The following is a 20,300-nucleotide window of genomic DNA, read 5'->3' as shown; positions in this document are numbered from 1 at the left end:
GACTAAGAAGTGAGGTGGATTTCATGATTCCTATTCTGGGACGAATTAACGAATTAAGTCGAAAACAACGCAGCGTTGGTTTGACCAAAGAAGAACAAAGCGAGCAGCACGAGCTTAGAAAACAATATTTGCAGGCTATTCGAGGTCAGGTACTGACAACCATGCTGGCAGTATCCGTTGTGGACCCACTGGGTCATGATGTGACCCCTGAGAAATTAACCAATGAAAAATTGCAGCGCCGTGAACAGGCCGGCCAATAGCATTCTTTTAATAAGACAGACCAAGGTACATCTTGGTCTGTCTTTTTTTGTTTTTTGCGAACCTTGAGTCTAAAGGAAGCACACCAAAGAGGAAGGTACCGTCCTGTTAGGTAATTCGTGCGGATTTACAAGCATGTTAGTTATTTTTAGTTTTGATGACAATAAAGCTTCCGTCAACTTCAATTCATCTTCGATAACCCCTATAATAACGCTAATATATTTCAAGAATACAAGGGAAAAGAATCATTTTTCGTGTATTAACTAACAACAAACTGACATCAAAAAGATTGAAAAAGACTATTTCATATATGGATCTCGAAAGGGTTGATGAATCATGAGCCTGGAAGCTTTGAATGAGCGTGTGAAAAATGATCTGGATTATTTGTCATTTGGCGGTACGAATTGGGTGCGTCCAAGAGAACATGCAGAGGGTCATGTCTATGATGTTGTCATTGTAGGCGGGGGTCAGAGTGGATTAGGGGCGGCATTTGGACTTCTTCGAGAACGGATCTCCAATATTGTCATCATTGATGAGAATCCATCAGGGCTTGAAGGACCTTGGGAGACTTATGCGCGTATGGTAACTTTGCGTACTCCCAAGCATCTGACTTCCATCGATCTGGGTATCCCCTCGTTAACCTTTCGTTCATGGTGGGAAGCACAGGTTGGACGCGAAGGTTGGGAAGAGGTAGACAAGATCCCGCGTGGAGAATGGATGAATTATTTGCGCTGGTATCGGGAAGTGCTGAATCTGCCTGTGCTTAATGAGGTGAAATTGACACTTGTTGAGCCGATAGAGAACGGAATACATCGACTTCATGTGAATAAAGCAGGAACTCAGATGGATGTCATACTTGCTCGTAAAGTCGTGTTTGCTACGGGGATACAAGGTGGCGGAGAGTGGCATGTGCCATCCATGATTGCGGATAGATTACCTCGGGAGCTGTATGCCCATACGTCTGAAGCGATTAATTTTGATCGGTTAAAAGGTAAAAGGGTTGCTGTGCTTGGTGGCGGCGCTTCTGCTTTTGATAATGCGAGCTATGCTCTTGCCACGGGTGTGGCGGAAGCTCATGTATTTGTACGACGGGAAAAGCTGCCTAGTGTTAATCCCATTCGTCAGATGGAGCAATCCGGGATGATCGAGCGATACCATGCTCTTCCGGTTGCCGATAAATATGAAGTGATCTCTCATTTCTTCAAATTCAATCAACCACCCACCAACGATACGTTTAATCGCGCGGCAGCCTGGCCTGGATTCGAACTGCATTTGAACTCGCCTTGGCTGAATGTCGAAGCGACGGAGCAGGGGGCGGTTGTGCATACGGCACAAGGAGCATATACGTTTGATTTTCTAATTATTAGCACAGGTCTGCTAAGTGATCCGGCACTTCGTCCTGAACTGAGGCTCGTGGAGCCATACATTGCGCGCTGGAAAGACCGTTATGAGGCTCCGTCAGAGCATCGCAATGAATTACTGGATGCACATCCTTACTTGAGTTCGGGGTTTGCGATGACTAGCAGGAGTGAACAAGGTGAGAAGCAGTTACATGGACTGTTTGTATTCAATTACTCTGCACTTGCCAGCTGTGGTCTGTCGGCATCGGCCATATCGGGGACCAAGAGTGCCGTGCCGAAACTGGTCTCTGCCATAGCGGATCAATTGTTCCTCGATGATCGGGAGGTTATTTTGCAACAATTCTATGCTTATGAAGAACAGGAATTTACGGCTACATGGGTGAAAACGGGTGCACTCGCTGAGTAAACGCACCTCCATAAGATAGCGAACGTGTGGCATCTGATGCTGCACGTTTTTTGGTTTTTCACATGATGAAGGTTACACTTGCCTTTAAATTGTTGTAAAATGTCGGTTGGAACATGTTAAAGGCAGGGATAATAGATGAATGAAATAAAAATGAACTATGAACAGTTTAGAGCCCATTTGAAAAAAGCGTCGCGCAAACGGAATGTACCTTTGATTAAAATAGTTGCATTTCAAGAGAAATACATGAAGATTGAAGAAGTGCAATTTTACGATGTGGAACAAAATCATATGAGTGTTCAGGCCTGCAATACGTTGTGGTTGCATCTGGAGAATAAATCTTTCCGTAATATGGTGTCCCAACATTTGCAGTTCTATAGAGATATGAAGAACCTGGGTCGGCATTCCTTTGAGAATCTGATCAAAGAACTATATGATACGTCTGTTCCTGTGCTGCTCGATTACAATCCCGCTGATTATTACACCTCGGGACAGCTTGCTGAGATTCTGGTCATGGACGAGGAGAAGCTGATTGAACAATTAGAGATGGGACGCTTCAAGGGGGCGTTTATTAATGAGGATGGCAAATGGCTTAAACCCAAACCGGATGCCATGCTTGTAGAGTCTTGAACATCATGAGATTCCCATGCACAGCAAAATCCTGCAAACGCCGCGCATAAAGCGCTGGAGGCTGCAGGATTTTTGATGGAGATACGAAAAAACATCGTTCGATCATTAGAATTAGATACTCAAGTGTCGCGACGTACCGTGAATCCGTCTTTGCAACGATTAGGATTGCCAGGGATGGAGACCATCCTCCGCCCTTGAATCATAATTCCCTTTTGACAGGTACGAAAAGCAGGAGACTTTCCGTTCAGGCGACATTTGTTGAAGGTTACCGGGGTAAGCCGCGCCATGGAGGCGATAGAGCTTCCAACAGTGGGAGCTTCAACAATCCATTCCGCAGAGGATTGCGGACCTGAATAACACTGAATGGTGCGGAAGGTCCAGCCTAACGTTAGATTAGAGAGTGTAATGCACCAGGTTTTGGGCGTTAATTTGGCGATGACTGCTCGAATGTGATGGCCAGGGGAAACGGGATGTGGAATAATGGTTTCTGCGTTAGGCAGGATCTCCCACCAGGCATAATAGCTGGCCTTGCCTTGAACCCAGTCATGACCTGTTCCGGTCTGAATCAGACTGCTGTTTTTGAAGCCATCAATCCCAATCCATGCGGATGAATACGAGTTACCTTTGCTAGGTAGAACATAGGGAACTGTCCATTCTGCTGAGATGCGGCGGTATTGGTGTGGTTTTCCTGTACAAGCATAACCGCTCCAGTTGGATGAGACCCATCCAAAACGCGAAGAGGAATCTTTCTTTTTCTGATGCAGGGAACAGGGTTTTCGCCGTTTGTGTGGACGATCTGTCATCAGGTCACCACCTTCTATAAAATCGGGACTAGATTATCAGATGCGTGTTTGAGGATTAGGGAAATGGACAACTGGACAAGAAAATGAGTCGAACGATGCAAATTTTTGAAGGTTTTTAAATTATTTTGAATGAAAATGGTTGTTTTTTGAGGAGATTATGATACTATAGAAGCAGTTGGAGGAATGAAGATGCTGACTGAAGAACGATATGCTGCAATTATAGAGCGCTTACATGCACAGGGGATTGTGAAATTGCAGGAGCTTGTTGATGTGTTAGGTGCTTCTGAATCAACGATTAGGCGTGACTTGATTGATCTGGAGAGTCGTCAGATGCTCAAACGCATCCATGGCGGTGCTTCACTGGTGAACGAAAAAACGCTTGAACCAGGCATGGAAGAAAAAACGTTCAAAAACATTCAACAAAAAACAACGATTGCTCGCTTGGCTGCAATGGAGATCGCAAATGGCGAATGCATATATCTGGATGCAGGAACGACAACATTAGCCATGATTCCCTTCATTGAAGCGAAGGACGTAACGGTGGTTACCAACGGACTTTCACATGTTGAAGCTTTGGTAAGCAAGCGTATTCGCAGTTACTTGCTTGGAGGTATGATGAAAATTCATACGAAAGCGGTCATTGGCAGTATCGCATTACAGAACATGGATAACTTCCGTTTTGATAAATGTTTTCTTGGAAGCAACGGCGTTGACCCTGAAATGGGGTATACAACACCCGATCCGGAGGAAGCCTTGATTAAAAGGCGTGCACATCAATTGTCGGGAAAATCTTATGTGCTGGCTGATTCCAGCAAAATAGGGGAAATTACTTTTGCCAAATTGTTTGATTTGGAGGAGGCTGATTTGATTACCGAGCAGATGCCAGAACACTGGCGGCCTGGAATCGCCCAGAAAACTAAAATAATTGAGGGATAACGATGATATATACAATAACACTTAACCCGTCCATTGATTACATCGTGGAAGTTGATGAGCTGAAGCTTGGTGGATTGAATCGAATGAATCGGGATTTGAAGCTGCCTGGAGGCAAAGGCATTAATGTCTCTCGCATACTGAATCAACTTGGAGCAGATAACACGGCCATTGGTTTCCTTGGTGGATTCACAGGGCGTTTCATTAATGACAAGTTGCAAGAAGATCACATCCGGACAGACTTTGTCACAATTGCAGACGATACGCGTATTAACATCAAGTTGAAGCACGGAGAAGAGACAGAGATTAATGGTCTTGGACCTGCAATAAGCGGAGAAGAAGCAGAGCAACTGCTTCACAAATTGTCTTCCTTGGAAAAAGGAGATATTGTCATTCTCTCCGGAAGCGTACCACCTGCTCTTGGAACGGATTTTTATGATCGTCTCATTAAAGTCTGCAAGCAAACGGGTGCGGAATTCGTGATTGATACAACTGGCCCTGCGTTAATGGAAGCTCTTAAACATGCACCATTGCTGGTGAAGCCGAATCATCATGAACTAGCCGAACTGTTCGGTGTAACCATTGAGACTCGCGAGGAATTGGTTTTATACGGGCGTAAGTTGCTTGAAGCCGGAGCCAAACATGTATTGATCTCCATGGCAGGCGAGGGTGCACTATTCATTACCAAAGCAGAAGTCCATCATGCGAGTGTGCCAAAAGGTACTGTGAAAAACTCGGTGGGTGCTGGTGACTCCATGATTGGTGGATTTGTAGGTACCTATGTACAGAGCGGCGATCTGCTGGAAGCTTTCCGCACAGGGGTTGCATCTGGAAGCGCGACTGCTTTCTCGGATGATCTAGCAACACGTGAATTGATTGATGAATTACGCAATCAAGTAACTATTACGACGATCTAGTCTAACGGAAATATAAAAGTTTCTTATTTGTAATTGTAATGTATTGAGGCCTGCTCATCGCAGGCCGATAGAACCTAAGGGAGTGTACCAAGATGAGAATAACAGACTTGATGATCCAGGAAACGATGATCATGGACCTGCAAGCCACAACGAAAGATGAGGCTATTGATGAACTGATTGCAAGCCTGAACCGAAGCGGACGTATTAATGATCCGGTCCTGTTCAAGGAAATGATCTATAAAAGAGAAGCTGAATCCAGCACGGGGATCGGTGGCGGAATTGCGATGCCACACGCCAAAACAACAGCAGTGAATGAACCAACGGTTGTATTTGCCAAGAGTAGACAAGGCCTTGATTTTGAAGCGTTGGATGATCAGCCAGCTCATGTGTTCTTCATGATTGCCGCTCCAGAAGGCGCAGGGAATACCCATCTGCGTACGCTTGCAGCTCTTTCTAGGTTGTTGATTGATAGCGATTTCATCTCACAGTTGATGAGTACAGATACACCCGCCGAAGTCAGTGCATTGTTTGATGCCAAACAGGCGGAAGCAGCAGAAAAAGAAGCGGCCAAAGAGAAAGCAAAAGCTGAAAAAGCAGCAAATGCCGCATCCGGAACTACTAGTGGTCAGCCACAGAATACCTCTGGTGTGATCGTGGGTAACGCAAACTCGGAAGATTTTGTTGTTGCGGTTACAGCCTGTCCGACAGGTATAGCGCATACGTTCATGGCTGAAGATGCACTTAAAAAGAAAGCTCAGGAAATGGGCATTAACATTCGCGTAGAAACAAACGGCTCCGAAGGAGCACAGAATGTGCTGACGGCTGATGAGATTGCCCGCGCCAAAGGGGTTATCGTTGCCGCAGACAAAAATGTAGAGATGGCACGTTTCGATGGTAAACCGGTATTACAAAGACCGGTGAGCGATGGAATTCGCAAATCCGAAGAGTTGATCCGCAAAGCTGTTAACGGTGATGCACCGATCTATCACAGTCAAGGCGGAGGTACCAAGGAAGAGGGAGCAAGCACTGGCAAGATCAGTGTAGGTAGCAAAATCTATAAAGATCTGATGAATGGTATCTCTCATATGCTGCCGTTTGTTGTAGGTGGCGGTATCCTTCTCGCAATCTCCTTCTTGTTCGAGCAGATTGCTAGTCCTGATAATCCAATTGTGCAACTGCTTCAAACGATCGGTGGCGGAACAGGTGCATTCCACTTCCTAATTCCGGTCCTTGCCGGATTTATCGCGATGAGTATTGGTGATCGTCCAGCCCTGATGCCTGGTATGGTCGGTGGATTGATGGCGGTTAACTCGAACGCAGGTTTCCTTGGTGGTCTGGCTGCCGGTTTCCTGGCGGGTTATGTAGTCATTGGTCTTCGTAAGGCATTGAAAGGTTTGCCAAAAGCAATTGATGGCTTGAAACCAATCTTGCTGTATCCGGTATTCGGTTTGCTGATCGTAGGTGCAATCAGCTTCTACGTCTTCGATCCAATCTTTGGTTCCCTGAACACATGGCTTGTAGATGCACTTGGTAATCTGGGAACAGGAAATAAAGTATTGCTTGGGCTGTTGCTTGGTGGCATGATGGCGATCGATATGGGCGGACCGTTCAACAAAGCGGCATATACGTTCGCGATTGGGGTATTCACATCCAGTGGTAACACAGACGGTGCATGGATGGCAGCGGTTATGGCAGGTGGTATGGCGCCTCCTCTGGCAATTGCCCTGGCAACGACGTTCTTCAAATCCAAATTTACGGAGCAAGAACGCAAATCGGGCTTGACCAACTATGTTCTTGGATTGTCTTTCATTACGGAAGGTGCAATTCCATTTGCAGCAGCTGATCCACTTCGTGTATTGACATCATGCATCGTTGGTTCTGCTGTTGCGGGCGGACTGACACAATTGTGGAGTATTAATGTACCCGCTCCGCACGGCGGCATCTTTGTTGCTGCACTGGCGAACCACGCAATATTGTTCCTGCTTGCCGTTGCCATTGGTGCAGTGATCTCCGGTCTGATTCTGGGCTTGTGGAAGAAATCACCAACGCTTGTGAAGTAAGGAATATTAGAAACATCTCCTGGGTGGATTTCACCTGGGGGATGTTTTTTTTGTTTCAACTTTTTCATCAGACAACGGAAATTTGCCTCTGAATTTGTGTTTGTGTAAAATGCTTATTTAGCATTCATATGAATATATGGTAAAATAAAAATATATAATGAAACAGTGTTTCAACTAATGAAACTTATGCAGGAGGAATTTGAATGTCTGATGTAATCAAGAGTCAGGTGCAGAAGCAGTTTGCGAAAAATGCAGGAAAATACGTGACGAGTACGGGACATGCCAAAGGTGAAGATCTCGAGTTGCTCGTGTCTTCATCTCAAGCTACTCCAGATATGAACGTGTTGGATATCGCCACTGGAGGAGGACATGTCGCCAATGCTTTGGCTCCTCTTGTTCAGCGGGTGACTGCCCTGGATTTAACGAAGGAGATGCTGCAGGCAGCTGAACAGTTTATCCTGGGGAATGGACACGATAATGTAGATTTTGTAGCCGGGGATGCGGAGAAGCTACCATTCGATGATGATGTCTTTGACCTTGTGACCTGCCGAATCGCGGCTCACCATTTCCCGGACGTTTCTTCGTTTGTTCACGAGGCGTTGCGAGTCATGAAGCCTGGTGGAAGGTTGTTATTGATTGACAACGTGGCACCTGAACGTGATGAGAATGACCAGTTTTACAATGAAGTAGAGAAGTGCCGAGATGCAAGCCATGTTCGAGCATGGCGCAAGACGGAATGGATTCATATGCTGGAGTATGCGGGCTTCCGAATGGAAGCGATGGTTTCTTTCCAGAAGCGCTTTAAATTTGAAGAGTGGTGTAATCGTGCAGCACTGCCGGAACAGGAGAGGGGTGTACTTGAAGCAAGCATGTTAAGCGCACCGTCCATCATCAGGAAATTTTTTGATTTTGAAGTGACAACGAACGGGAAGCTCGACAGCTTCCAAGGAGAAAGTGTATATATTCAAGCGACTAAGCCGACTCATGTCTGATTCAATAGAGCAGACCATTAAGTTGGCAGGTTTTGAACGACTAAAAGGGCGGATATTAATCAACAAAAACAAGCAGAGTACCTTGAACAGGTAGATCTGCTTGTTTTTTTGGCATATTTATAATCATCAAAGCGACGGTTCAGGGTTTTAGTATAACCTTGGTACATTCGTCTTCATGATCGTTGAAAATACGATACGCATCGCTTGCATTCTCCAGTGGAATTCGATGGGAGATGATCTCGGTTGGATCAAATTCACCAGCTGTGATTTTACGGAATAACTCAGGCATGTAATGTATAACAGGGGCTTGTCCCATTTTGAGATTGATATTACGTTCAAACAGATTGCCTAATGGAAACATGTTGTAGGAAGAACCATATACACCTGTAAGTTGAAGTGTACCGAATTTGCGAATGGCCTTCATGCCAATCTCGATGGCACTCAGGGAACCGCCATGCAATTTCAGCTTCTGTCCAATTTCCTCCAGCGTGCTTTTTTTGCCATCCATACCTACACAGTCGATGACAACGTCGGTTCCACCTTGTGTAATCTCGCGAATGTGTTCACCCATATCATCGTAATCTTCAAAATTAAAAATCTCTGCATCGTTCAAACGTTTGGCTTTCTCCAGTCGATAGGGCAGGCGATCTACAGCAATAACGCGTTTGGCACCTTTCATCCAGGCGAACTTTTGCGTCATCAGTCCAATGGGGCCACTACCGAGTACGGTAACTGTATCTCCCGGTTTAACTCCCGCATTCTCGACACTCCAGTAAGCGGTTGGAAGAACATCGGACAGGAACAATAAGGCCTCATCTTCCAATTCACAGGATTCCGGGATCACAAACGGTGTGAAGTTCCCATAGGGAACACGCAATAACTCTGCCTGACCTCCAGGGTGGTTGCCGTAGCGCTCAGTAAATCCAAAATAACCGCCTGTATGAATATCCGGATTGCCATTGGAATTATCGCACTGACTCTCCATGTCATGATTGCAATAGAAACATTCGCCACAAGCGATATTAAAAGGCAGGACCACACGGTCCCCCTTCTTCACACGTGTCACTTCCGGACCGACTTCTTCTACAATGCCCATCGGTTCATGACCGATAACATAATCTTTGGCAGCAGGCAGGGCTCCCTGATAAATGTGCAGATCGGATCCACATATGGCTGTGGAAGTAATACGAACGATAATGTCATCCTTCTGTTGCAGTGTGGGATCTTCAACCTCTTTGACTTGAATGTCCTTCATTCCCTGAAACGTAACGGCTCTCATCTTCATATTCCTCCTTGTATAGTGGGATTCTCTGACAATTACCCCTTTTCAGCTCAAATGATAGAGAAGATACTAAATTAAACTACAGGCCATTTTATTTTTCGCAGCGCATCGAGCAACTCAGGGGGCGCATTCAGATTGTCGCGGACCAGATCCCGCGGGGTTAACGCCATCCATTGATTCAGGGACACATCCTCAAATCGATCACTTCGGAATATTTCCAAAAACCATAAAGTGTCTGTACCGGTATTCTGTATATAGTGTCCCATTGCGACAGGAACATATCCGACATCTCCAGCCCGATAATCAAATGTTCGAGCAATGCCATTGCCTCCAAAGACGGTCATTCTTCCTTGTCCTGTCAGATAATATTGCCATTCATCTGCATTAGGATGCCAGTGCAGTTCACGCATGGCGCCAGGCCGGATCTCAACAAGTGCAGCTGCAACAGTAGTAGAGATGGGGAAGTTGGTGGAGTCTACAATACGGACGCTTCCGCCAGGTGTAATGAGTGGTTCCTGCGCCAGCAATCGATGTTTGAAAGTGAGCGGAACGGTACCGTATGGCGACTGAACTTCCTGGCTCTCGATGGAGCCCGGGACAGTATCTTGGAAAATGTACACCTGTTCCTTCGGCATCGACTGAAAAGCAGATTCGGGCACGCCGAAATTGACAGACAATACTTCCGGTGGTGTATGGGCAAACCAGTCGGATATGGATAACGTATTCAGATCGGAGAAGGACCCGTCATCAAACACGAGTAGAAATTCACAACCTTCCTCCAGTCCTTGAATGGAATGGGGGAGACCCTTTGGGAAAAACCAGAGATCGCCCGGCCCAACATCTGCAATAAAATTACGTCCGTTCTGATCCACCGAGGTGATTCTCGCTGTTCCCCAGATCATATAGGCCCATTCGGATTGCTGGTGCCAATGGAGTTCTCGTACACCGCCGGGTGTCAGGCTCATGTTCACACCAGCCAGTGTCGTGGCAACAGGAAGATCCCGTACGGTAATTTCACGTGACCACCCCCCATGGTTCAATTGCATATGGGTATCGGAAAAAGACATTCTCAGATTGGGCAATAACCCGTTATCGGTAGCTGGAGGTACCAGCATATCGGGGTTTTGTATATCTCTCATGACATCTCTGGGTCCCAGATCAGGTCCTCCAGCGCCATCACTGCGAATGGGTTGCGGGATGATAAGAGGTTTATCATTTGGTTGCTGTCCTTTGGTCATTGAGTGATCCCTCCAGATTCAGTGGCATGTCACACGCGACATGGTATCGTTATGTCTACACCTATGAATCAGGGCCTGGATAATATGAGGGACAAACGACAAAAAAGACGTGACCGCATGCAGTCACATCTTCTGGTTATCGAATCAGATGAAGGCAGAATTCCAGATCGGATTGAAGATGCCCGTTCATTAGGCGCTCAGCGTGTTTTTGTTATATTTCGTCCTCCTGGTACATCACGATTAGGATGGGGTGGAGGCAGGTTTTTCACGCTGCGTTGTACGAAAACGCTGCTCGTAGATTTCGTGTACACGATGGAGAACGGCAGGACCTTGCTCGGTAAAACGAAGCGCTGTCGCTTTATTTTTCACCAAGAAAGTACCGGATTCATGTCTGGTGGGTGATAAAGCCGCACTGTAGAGCAATGAAGCGCCATGACTTGGATGGGGAAAGAACCATTTCATAATGGGTTTGATATAGAAGGGCAGACCGGATGTTTTGTTGCCCCGTAGCGTATTATTTCCACCGGGATCTACGCTTAGCAATTGTATGCCATCCGCCTTAGCAGATTTGGCAACCTCGCGTGTCCAGAGAGATAAGCCGAGCTTAGAAATGGCATAAGGACCAAACAGCTTTTTGAATTCAGCTGGACGTTCCAGGATGTTTAGATCAAATTGTTTGACCATTTTGAACGCGGTGGTGGAAGTATTAATGACTGTCTTCATCTGTCCTTTGAGCAATAGCTCAGCCAATTCCATGTAAATGATATAAGGGATTACCGTCTGAAGTTCGAAGTGTAGTTCATGCCCCTGATCAGAGAAGCGAAGCTCGGAGGCGCTCCCCCCGGCATTGTTAAACAAGACATCAATCGAATCGGTATCAGATTTGATCTGATCCAGTGCAGTTCTCAGGCTATCGTAGTTGGTCAGATTGGCCTGAACCCAACGAAGCTTGCCTGAACGTAAGGCGTTCTGAATATCGGTATCCTCGGCTGGGAAAGCCGACCGGTTGAGACCGATCACCTGCCATCCTTCATCCAGTAACTTGCGTGTCAGTTCAAGACCAATTCCTGACGTTGAGCCTGTGATGAGAGCGGTGTGAAGCTGATTTTGGTTATTCATATATACCTCCAGAAGAATGGGATTACAGAGCGAATCTGTATGCTGCGCTCATTCTATAACTTGGAGTCGACTCCAAGTCAAGAGGGGGTTCGAATGGATCACGCTTGACTTGGAGTCAACTCCAAGTTGTAATATGGAGAGATATGAATACGGAGGAGGGCTATAGGATGAGCCAAAATGAAGTGTTCTCCATTAAAGAAACGTCAGAACAGGCGGGATTATCGGAAGATACGATTCGTTATTATGAGAAGATTGGACTGCTTCCCCGAGCTGAACGCAGAGCCAATCGCCATCGGGTATACCGTCCGGAGGATATTCATACGATGAAGTTGATCACATGCCTCAAAAAAACGGGAATGTCTCTGGAAGAAATGAAGCCGTACTTGCACATGTCCCTGGATTCGGATCTCGCAGATTTTCCGGAGGAGCGGGAGATGCTGGTTAATTATCGAAAGAAAGTTGAAGCACAGGTCGTTTCGTTGCAGCAGGTGATAGATTTCATCGACGAGAAGTTGCATAAACGAAGTATGTTTCCTGATGAGTGCCCTATTACCGGGGAAAACCAGATGTCTGTTTTTGAGAAAAAGAACATATTCGTTTGACGGACAATTGATATTGAAAAGAGGAAATCTGCCTTGACTCTACAACAATTAAAATATGTAATTGAAGTGGCCACACGCGGCTCGATGAATGAAGCAGCCAAACGCCTGTTTATCTCGCAACCCAGCCTGTCGAATGCCATTCGGGATCTGGAGCAGGAGTTACGAATCACCATTTTTGAACGTACCAATAAGGGGATATCTCTGTCCAAAGAGGGCGTTGAATTTCTAAGTTACGCACGTCAGGTGGTAGAACAGGCTGAACTGTTGGAGAATCGGTATCTGAACGCCAAGCCATCTCCGCAGCATTTCTCCGTATCGACACAACATTATGCTTTTGCGGTGAATGCCTTTGTTCGTCTGGTACAGCAATATGGTCAGGATGAATATGAGTTGGCGCTTCGGGAGACAAAGACCTACGAGATTATTCAGGATGTGAAAAGCCTGCGTAGTGAGATTGGCATCCTGTATTTGAATGAATTCAATGCCAAAGTGATTAACAAATTGTTAAAAGATGCAGGTCTGGTCTTCACAAGCTTGTTCACAGCTAAGCCCCATATCTTTATCAGTGTGAAGAACCCGCTTGCGAAGCAGGATTCGGTTGCGATTGAGCAGCTGCAAGATTATCCGTATCTGTCATTTGACCAGGGAGAGTACAATTCCTTTCATTTTTCCGAAGAGATCCTGAGTACGTTATCTCACCCCAAGAGCATACAGGTCAACGACCGCGCAACATTATTTAACCTGTTGATTGGTTTGAATGGTTATACAATCTCTACGGGTGTGCTTAGCGCTGATCTGAACGGAAACGAGATTATTCCTGTACCGCTGGAATGTGAGGAAACCATTAATGTGGGCTGGATAAGTCATAAGAGTACTTCTCTCTCTAATCTGGGCGTGGAATATGTCCGGGCTTTGCATGAGGCTATAGGGTCTTAATGATGTTGGGAGGTTCGTCAAAAATCCGTTTCCGTACAATCGGGAGCGGTTTTTTTTGTTCTGCTGCAATCACTCAAGTAGAGGGTGGTATGTTGTCATCCCGTGTAATAGAATGAAGGTATATGTCGAATAGGTGTGAGAGCACGAAGGGAGAACGGTTAGTGAGAGTTCTGTATCGAAATAAAAGTGAACAGCATGAGCTGACGGTATATGATACCAAAAAGCTATATGGAGAGAAGGGGCGATTTCGTGTATTGGAGTTCTCCAATGCAGCTGTGCAGGGCGCAATGGATCTGGATGAGCCTGCCCGGATGGTCTTGGAGTATCCAAGAGCGATGGTACATCTAATGGAACTGAATCATCCTGATTTTGAAAGGGTATTTGTGGTCGGACATGGTATTGGCACATTGCCAACCTACTTGTCTGATTGTCAGGTAAAGGTGGCTGAGCTGGACGCAGAGGTCGCTGAGCTGAGCCGAACTTTTTTTGGATTTGAAGGAAGTCCTGTACTCATTGGGGATGGTCGTGAATTATTAGGGCAGGAGCCTTCAGGGATATATGATTATATTATTGTTGATGCGTTTACGGCAACGGGTACACCCGAGCATTTGATATCCAGTGATTTTTTTGCCTTGGTCAAGGACAAGCTGGACAAGAAAGGTGCTGTGCTCCTTAATGTGTTCGGTCATGTTGGCAATGACCGGCTTGTGAGTGCGATCTATACGACACTTCAGGCACACTTTGCTTATACACATGCATTTGCATTGCCCACAGAAACAGCGGATGAAGTTCAAAATCGTATTTTAATGGGCAGTCATCATGCGATCGAATTTCAGATTCCCCACATGGCGGGGTTTGTTGAGCAGGAGCCGGAAGAAGGATATATCATCGTTGATCCAGACTGAACCTGAACAGTGATTCTTCCAGGGAAAGTAAATGTCATTAAATCGTCAATCTTACGATGTAATTGTTAAGATTTCTCAAACTCTTTATTTGATCTTAACAACTTTCGTATAAGATAGAGGGAATATGCTTTTTCATGAAAATCCGGGGGAAGTAAATAATGATTGCACAGATCAAAAGATCCAAATTACGAAGAAAAATAAAAAACATCAAGAAAATCAGCCTTACAGCTTTACTCGGTGGGCTGGTCACCATATCCGTCTTAATGACATTGACCCTCATGGTCATCTCATCTTATACATCTCAGAAACAGTCACTCATTGATAACACCCTAACGCTAAACTATGCAAGCGCTGTGCAAATGAGCCAAACCCTGGATTCGCTTTTTAATTCCATGCAGGAGAGCTTGAAATTTGCAGCCCAATATTTCCCTGATATGGATCAAACCAATGCTAAAGAATTGAATTCCACATTGGATTTGGTTCGCAATAGCAGTAATTTTTTTAATTCCGTTGCTTTGGTAGATAAAGCAGGAGTAGTCAGGTCTACCTCACCTTACTCGCAGGCTAGCGTAGGTAACCATGTTAGTTCAGATGCAGCAAAAGAAGCGATTAAATCGAGAGCTTCCTATATCTCCGAAGCGTACCAGACACCCCGAACCAAACGCAGAATTGTATTTGTCAGTGAACCGATCTTTGATTCGGCAGGTGCGTACCAAGGAACGATTGGTGGAAATATCTTTTTGCAGGAAGATAATATTTTGAGTCTGTCTTTTGGCAGTCAGCTCAAGACAAGCAATGGTTCCTACTTTTTTATTGTGGATAAGAAGGGCACGTTATTATTTCACCCAAACACCAACCGCATTGGGGAAAATGTCAGTAAAAATGAAGTGGTACAGAAGCTGCTCATAAATGAGAACGGTAAAGAACAATACAAGAACCTTGCAGGTGTGGATTCACTTGCCGGTTATTACAAAGTTCCGTCAACAGACTGGGGCGTCGTCATCGTGTCTCCAACCCAAACGGTGTACGATCAATTGAATCATCATATCCGTATGTTGTTACTGTATACTTCTGTGCCTTTCCTGATTCTGACTCTAATTGTACTTCGGGTGGCACGTAAGCTGGCAAGTCCGTTTGTGTTGCTCGCTGATTTGGTGAATCAGGTCGATAAGGGACAAGTGGATCTGCCGGTGATGAAGCCTCATTGGAACAGGGAGGCGGACCTTCTTACACGTACCGTTGTTGGCGCGTTGGCGAACTTTAGGAAGCAGAAGAACCAGCTTGTCTATGATGCCAGAACAGATGTTTTAACAGGTATGAACAATCGCAGAACCTTCGAAGAAGTCATTCAGGAATGGATTCAGGATGAAACGCCATTCTCCATAATTGTTCTGGATATTGACCGCTTCAAGTCCATTAATGATACATTCGGGCATCATGCTGGGGATGAGGTGCTGAAACACATTGCCAATATCATTCAATTGTCTGTTCGCACGGAAGATGTCTGTGCTCGTTTTGGTGGAGAGGAATTTGTAGTCTTGTTAAGGAATTCCGAGTCTAACGTGGCTTTTGAGATTGCTGAACGTATCCGAATAACGGTCGAAGAAAGCATATTGCCTATTGATCGTTCCGTAACCATCTCAGCTGGTATTGCTGAATATCCGAAGCACTCCACAACATCCACAGAACTGTTTCACTTGGCCGATAATGCATTGTATCAAGCGAAGGAAGAGGGGCGTAATCGTACGGTTACGATCCAGACGGTTATCAAATAAATAAAGAAGCTGTTCCCTAAGAACAAGGGACAGCTTCTTTTGTTTTCTATACCTCTTGTGAGGATCTGGCCAGCACCTCATTGGTATACGTTTCTCCCCAATCTCGCATGCTGAAGATAATTGGTCGTAGCGTTTCACCAAATGCTGTGAGCGAGTACTCCACTTTTGGAGGGATTTGGGGGTAGATTTCACGATGAACAATTCCGCTGCTTTCCAACTCTCGAAGTTGTAGGGTGAGCATACGCTGGGTGATGTCAGGAAACAATTTGCGAAGCTCATTGAATCTCAGAGGACCAGAGAATAAGTGATACAAAATGGCACCTTTCCATTTGCCTCCAATCACACTAAGAGTAACTTCCACGGAACAGCCGTATGGCGTTGGACATGGCTTGGTTGCATCTTTTTTCATTATTAGTGCACCTCCACTTTACGGTGATAATCTATGGTATCCATTTGGGTGATTACATTACATATCGTACGTATAGTTCATGAAAGAGCATATCACTTATTATGCAGATTATAAACCCTAATCCTAGGCGCAGGCAGATGTGATGATGTCTGTAAGAAAAAAAGAGCCCCCGTTTCGTCTTGCGAAACATGGAGGCTCAATAAATGGGATGAATTTTGTACACTATATCAGGGCATCGAGGGAATATGCACCAGCTCCAGCGAGAGCAACACCAAGTAATGATCCAATCATCACAAGGTTATATTCGAATCCTCCGTTCAGATTCCATAGACCTTTATCTGCGTGAACCTTGGCTATGGCTACAACCATCGGAAGCATGAGCAGAATGGCTCCAACGATAATCCATAGACCGACTCCAAACAGGAATCCACCAATTAATTCAGCAAGTCCTGCGTACACGGCCAACGCTCTAGCGGGTTTCAGGCCAATCGCTCCGAAAAATTCAGCCGTCCCTGATACACCCTCACCCTCAAACCAGCCAAACAGTTTCTTGCAGGCATGTCCGATCATAATAAAACCGATAACGAGACGAATGATGAGTAGACCCGTGTCCAACATGAGATGATTTCCTCTTCTCTGAATGTGTTAAAGTATGATAATGAGTGTGTATATGCTACTTCAGTGATGATAGAATGGAGTCACATAGAGCCATCGTTGCAATATTATCCTTGGCGCTGGAATGTGGGACTGTCTGGTTCTGGCAGCACGTGATGAAGTGCGCCATCTCACCAACGAAACCGCGTAGATAAAGGTCGCGATAAGCTCCTGACATGGGAGATCCGGAAGGGGTATATACGGTATCTTGCTCCTCGAGAGATTTCCAGGGAAGGCTTGTCGAGCTTCGGGATTGATGAACAGTAAGAGTGTTGATCTCTTCAGCTAACGCAAATCCGTGATCAAAGGTGACGAGTACACTTTCACTCTCCCGTGACCAGGCACTCATGCCGGTAAAATAAGCACTGCCTACCACGTTATTTTCGAATACAAGGGAAATGCTTTGATTAATGTGCTCCCCATCCTTCACGGTTGTGCCTGTAACACGTATAGCTTCTCCGAATAAGTAGCGCATCAGATCGATCATATGAATGGCAGCGAGTTTGATGAACTGCTCCTCATCCTTGCAAAACGGGGTGCTGTCTACAGCGAATTTCATCTGAAACGAACGCACTTTACCTAGCGATCCACCATTAATGAGTTCTTTTAACTTCAAGTAGACCGGAGCATAACGCTTCATAAAACCAACCATGACAACGACGCCAGCCTGCTCGGCAGCTTCGGCTACAGTGGAGGCTTCCGCAGCGTTCCATCCAAGCGGCTTGTCCACGTATACATTTTTGCCAGCCTGAATGCATTCAAGGACAAGAGCAGTCTGATCCATAGGCTGGGCGACCACAACGACTCCATGACAAGTTTCCTGCTGTAACATAAGCTGAGCGTTATCATACGCTTTGCCATTGCTGCCAAATCTCAGCAGAGCTGCTTCAGATCGTTCCATACTGCGAGTGGCAATGGCCTGGATCTGCGCTCCGCTTTCAACGACAGAAGGATATATATTCGTGGATGCATGAAACCCGGCACCGATAAAGCACAGATGGGTTGTTTTCAAAATGAGATCTCTCCTTCAATGTATCATTCGTATTGGTGGTTTGTTTGCTTGATAATACGATAGGGTGTTTGACGTTGATAAAAAAGGACATATGTCCTTTTTCTGAATGGATAAAAAGAAGTTGCATTATTATTTTGGAGCATGTATACTCTGAATTACGGTAAAACAAGGAATTGCTTCACCGGAACGCTTTTCATCCATGGATGAGGAGATACATAATATGCGGTCGTGGCGGAATTGGCAGACGCGCACGGTTCAGGTCCGTGTGGGCTAACCCCCCGTGGAGGTTCGAGTCCTCTCGACCGCATCAAACCAAAGAAAGGTTCGCGAGTTGCTTTAGAGCAATTCACGAACCTTTCTTTTATTTTTACAATAACATTGTGAATTCGGTATTTCGCTGTTGGCACTCTAATGCTGACGTTGCCGCAGAATGACTGCCATAATGAGTCCGGTGATAGCTCCAGCTATTCCAAACAGTGTAACACTGGCAATAACCTCAACGGACTGGAGACGAAACAAAAAAGCGATACCGCTGCCAAAGGTGGTTCCAGCGAGAAATCCGAGCGAAATTCCTAATTCGTTGGTTAATTTCATAATTCACCTACTTGGACATGTGAGATATGGATTTGCAAATATGGGGAACAGGAAGTAAAGTGTGATCAGGAAAATCATCACATTTTATTTCCTTTTTTATCTTGCGGTTTTAACCCGTTAATTATGCATGATATCTCATATGGGAGGGTAAGAGCGAATGAATATGAACGAACGAATTGCAGCGTGGAATGAAGAAGCACAGCAGTGCGCTTGTGGTCATCAACACCGAGTGGTAGATATGCTCATTCATCTGGAAGCCGGGGCCATTCAGAGGTTACCTCGTTATTTGTCTGAACAAGGGTACCGCCATGTGACGGTTGTTTATGATCGACATACGTTTCGTGCTGCCGGATCTGATGTGCTGAACAGTGTTCGGGAAGCGGGAATGCATGTGGATGAGATCGCTCTGCAGGAGAATCGTACGGGTGATGTTATTGCGGATGAAGTAGCTATTGTGCAGGTCATGTTGGGTGTGAAATTGGAAAGCCAGGCTGTCATTGCGGTGGGCTCAGGTACCATTCATGATCTGGTGCGATTTGTATGTTCCAAAATGAACAAGCCCTTTCTGTCGATACCGACAGCGGCTTCAGTGGATGGGTTTACCTCTGCAGGTGCGCCCTTAATTGTAAGCGGCATCAAACAGACATTTCAGGCTGTTCCGCCCGAGGCCATCTTTGCGGATATGAATATTTTGGAGCAAGCTCCCCAAGAGATGACGGCTGCTGGATTCGGAGATATGCTGGGCAAATATACTTCCCTTGCAGACTGGATTGTTTCTCGAGATCTGGGAGGAGAACCGTTCTGCCCGGTCGCTTATCGGATGACAGAAGAAGCGCTGAATTCCTGCATTAATCAGGTACAAGCTATTGCGGAGGGGCGAGCAGAGGGAGTAGCTGCATTAATGGACGCATTAATTATTTCTGGCATCTCCATGCTGATCATTGACCATTCCCGCCCGGCATCCGGGGGTGAGCATCACCTGTCTCACATCTTGGAGATGGAACTGATGCAGGCTGGAGAAAGACCGGTTCTGCATGGTGCCAAAGTTGGGGTGGCCTGTGCATTGCTTACGGTGAGATATAAAGAACTTGCACAAACTTCGGGTGAACCAGTATTTGCGATATATAACCAATTACCGGAGGCTGCTCAGCTCATCGCATGGTTGGAGCAAGTAGGTGGACCTGTGACTACTGAACAACTTGGTGTAACCCCGGAGATGGTGGAACATGCGTTTACCACAGCGCATACGCTTCGTCCTCGATATACCGGATTGAAATATATCAATGAAGTGTTAAAAACGAGGTAAGGGTTATTTCTAAGGAAGTATGGTCTCCGAGATTGCATAGCATTGGCTTCTAGTGCGCTGAAATGGCCTTGGTTTGGATTAGAAAGCCGTGAAGGGGATCACCTGACGGTG

Annotated in this window: 20 protein-coding genes and 1 tRNA gene; 13 read left to right on the top strand and 8 right to left on the bottom strand. The window is 45.8% G+C overall.

Annotated features, from left to right (window positions below):
* Nucleotides 1–23 precede the first annotated feature (23 nt).
* The 3 genes from ACX9NY_RS13765 (at nt 24) to ACX9NY_RS13755 (ending at nt 2,652) form a co-directional block, all read left to right on the top strand.
* On the top strand, nt 24–260 hold the full coding sequence (locus ACX9NY_RS13765; protein WP_339241052.1) for a DUF896 domain-containing protein: 237 nt from the start codon (nt 24–26) through the stop codon (nt 258–260).
* A 334-nt stretch (nt 261–594) separates the two neighbouring features.
* Nucleotides 595–2,025 (top strand): NAD(P)-binding domain-containing protein, encoded by a 1,431-nt coding sequence (locus ACX9NY_RS13760; protein ID WP_472478909.1) that lies wholly within the window; start codon nt 595–597, stop codon nt 2,023–2,025.
* 135 nt (nt 2,026–2,160) lie between these two features.
* Nucleotides 2,161–2,652: a hypothetical protein gene (locus tag ACX9NY_RS13755; RefSeq protein ID WP_339241055.1), complete on the top strand. Its 492-nt coding sequence runs from the start codon at nt 2,161–2,163 to the stop codon at nt 2,650–2,652.
* 119 nt (nt 2,653–2,771) lie between these two features.
* On the opposite strand, the gene ACX9NY_RS13750 is transcribed toward ACX9NY_RS13755, so the two are convergent.
* A complete protein-coding gene (locus ACX9NY_RS13750; protein ID WP_472478906.1) occupies nt 2,772–3,455 on the bottom strand; it encodes a G1 family glutamic endopeptidase in 684 nt (227 codons plus the stop codon).
* A gap of 189 nt (nt 3,456–3,644) precedes the next feature.
* Between ACX9NY_RS13750 and ACX9NY_RS13745 the strand changes: the two genes are divergently transcribed.
* From ACX9NY_RS13745 to ACX9NY_RS13730, 4 genes are all read left to right on the top strand, one after another.
* Entirely contained in the window at nt 3,645–4,391 is a 747-nt protein-coding gene (locus tag ACX9NY_RS13745) for a DeoR/GlpR family DNA-binding transcription regulator (RefSeq protein WP_472478904.1), read from the top strand.
* 2 nt (nt 4,392–4,393) lie between these two features.
* Nucleotides 4,394–5,305, top strand: coding sequence for a 1-phosphofructokinase (pfkB, locus tag ACX9NY_RS13740; protein ID WP_472478902.1), 912 nt, complete (start codon nt 4,394–4,396; stop codon nt 5,303–5,305).
* A gap of 92 nt (nt 5,306–5,397) precedes the next feature.
* A complete protein-coding gene (locus tag ACX9NY_RS13735; RefSeq protein WP_472478900.1) occupies nt 5,398–7,365 on the top strand; it encodes a PTS fructose transporter subunit IIABC in 1,968 nt (655 codons plus the stop codon).
* Between the two features lie 203 nt (nt 7,366–7,568).
* On the top strand, nt 7,569–8,357 hold the full coding sequence (locus tag ACX9NY_RS13730; RefSeq protein ID WP_472478898.1) for a class I SAM-dependent methyltransferase: 789 nt from the start codon (nt 7,569–7,571) through the stop codon (nt 8,355–8,357).
* 139 nt (nt 8,358–8,496) lie between these two features.
* On the opposite strand, the gene ACX9NY_RS13725 is transcribed toward ACX9NY_RS13730, so the two are convergent.
* The 3 genes from ACX9NY_RS13725 to ACX9NY_RS13715 form a co-directional block, all read right to left on the bottom strand.
* Nucleotides 8,497–9,636 carry a zinc-dependent alcohol dehydrogenase gene (locus ACX9NY_RS13725; protein WP_339241074.1) on the bottom strand — a complete coding sequence of 380 codons (1,140 nt, stop codon included), beginning with the start codon at nt 9,634–9,636 and terminating at the stop codon, nt 8,497–8,499.
* A gap of 77 nt (nt 9,637–9,713) precedes the next feature.
* The gene (locus ACX9NY_RS13720) at nt 9,714–10,877 is read right to left on the bottom strand and encodes an oxalate decarboxylase family bicupin (RefSeq protein WP_339241076.1); all 1,164 of its coding nucleotides are present in this window, start codon (nt 10,875–10,877) and stop codon (nt 9,714–9,716) included.
* Nucleotides 10,878–11,117: 240 nt separating this feature from the next.
* Entirely contained in the window at nt 11,118–11,996 is an 879-nt protein-coding gene (locus ACX9NY_RS13715) for an SDR family NAD(P)-dependent oxidoreductase (RefSeq protein ID WP_339241078.1), read from the bottom strand.
* Nucleotides 11,997–12,163: 167 nt separating this feature from the next.
* On the opposite strand from ACX9NY_RS13715, the gene ACX9NY_RS13710 reads away from it, so the two are divergent.
* The 4 genes from ACX9NY_RS13710 to ACX9NY_RS13695 all read left to right on the top strand — a co-directional run bounded on the left by ACX9NY_RS13710 (nt 12,164) and on the right by ACX9NY_RS13695 (nt 16,214).
* On the top strand, nt 12,164–12,598 hold the full coding sequence (locus ACX9NY_RS13710; RefSeq protein ID WP_339241081.1) for a MerR family transcriptional regulator: 435 nt from the start codon (nt 12,164–12,166) through the stop codon (nt 12,596–12,598).
* A gap of 33 nt (nt 12,599–12,631) precedes the next feature.
* A complete protein-coding gene (locus ACX9NY_RS13705; RefSeq protein ID WP_339241083.1) occupies nt 12,632–13,534 on the top strand; it encodes a LysR family transcriptional regulator in 903 nt (300 codons plus the stop codon).
* A gap of 161 nt (nt 13,535–13,695) precedes the next feature.
* Nucleotides 13,696–14,439 (top strand): spermidine synthase, encoded by a 744-nt coding sequence (locus tag ACX9NY_RS13700; protein WP_339241084.1) that lies wholly within the window; start codon nt 13,696–13,698, stop codon nt 14,437–14,439.
* A gap of 158 nt (nt 14,440–14,597) precedes the next feature.
* Nucleotides 14,598–16,214, top strand: coding sequence for a sensor domain-containing diguanylate cyclase (locus ACX9NY_RS13695; protein WP_472478894.1), 1,617 nt, complete (start codon nt 14,598–14,600; stop codon nt 16,212–16,214).
* 46 nt (nt 16,215–16,260) lie between these two features.
* Here ACX9NY_RS13695 and ACX9NY_RS13690 read toward each other — a convergent pair whose 3' ends face one another.
* The 3 genes from ACX9NY_RS13690 to ACX9NY_RS13680 all read right to left on the bottom strand — a co-directional run bounded on the left by ACX9NY_RS13690 (nt 16,261) and on the right by ACX9NY_RS13680 (nt 18,289).
* Entirely contained in the window at nt 16,261–16,623 is a 363-nt protein-coding gene (locus tag ACX9NY_RS13690) for a winged helix-turn-helix transcriptional regulator (RefSeq protein WP_339241087.1), read from the bottom strand.
* Nucleotides 16,624–16,845: 222 nt separating this feature from the next.
* Entirely contained in the window at nt 16,846–17,241 is a 396-nt protein-coding gene (locus tag ACX9NY_RS13685; protein ID WP_339241090.1) for a DoxX family protein, read from the bottom strand.
* A gap of 55 nt (nt 17,242–17,296) precedes the next feature.
* A complete protein-coding gene (locus tag ACX9NY_RS13680) occupies nt 17,297–18,289 on the bottom strand; it encodes a Gfo/Idh/MocA family protein (RefSeq protein ID WP_339241092.1) in 993 nt (330 codons plus the stop codon).
* A gap of 222 nt (nt 18,290–18,511) precedes the next feature.
* On the opposite strand from ACX9NY_RS13680, the gene ACX9NY_RS13675 reads away from it, so the two are divergent.
* A tRNA-Leu gene (locus ACX9NY_RS13675) sits at nt 18,512–18,596 on the top strand.
* 101 nt (nt 18,597–18,697) lie between these two features.
* On the opposite strand, the gene ACX9NY_RS13670 is transcribed toward ACX9NY_RS13675, so the two are convergent.
* Nucleotides 18,698–18,883: a hypothetical protein gene (locus ACX9NY_RS13670; RefSeq protein ID WP_339241093.1), complete on the bottom strand. Its 186-nt coding sequence runs from the start codon at nt 18,881–18,883 to the stop codon at nt 18,698–18,700.
* Nucleotides 18,884–19,040: 157 nt separating this feature from the next.
* On the opposite strand from ACX9NY_RS13670, the gene ACX9NY_RS13665 reads away from it, so the two are divergent.
* A complete protein-coding gene (locus ACX9NY_RS13665) occupies nt 19,041–20,189 on the top strand; it encodes a sn-glycerol-1-phosphate dehydrogenase (protein ID WP_339241094.1) in 1,149 nt (382 codons plus the stop codon).
* Nucleotides 20,190–20,300: the final 111 nt, after the last annotated feature.

It is taken from the genome of Paenibacillus sp. CB74 (genome assembly GCF_055687625.1).
The sequence above is the reverse complement of the archived record's forward strand: the minus strand, read 5'-3'. Positions and strand labels throughout refer to the sequence as shown.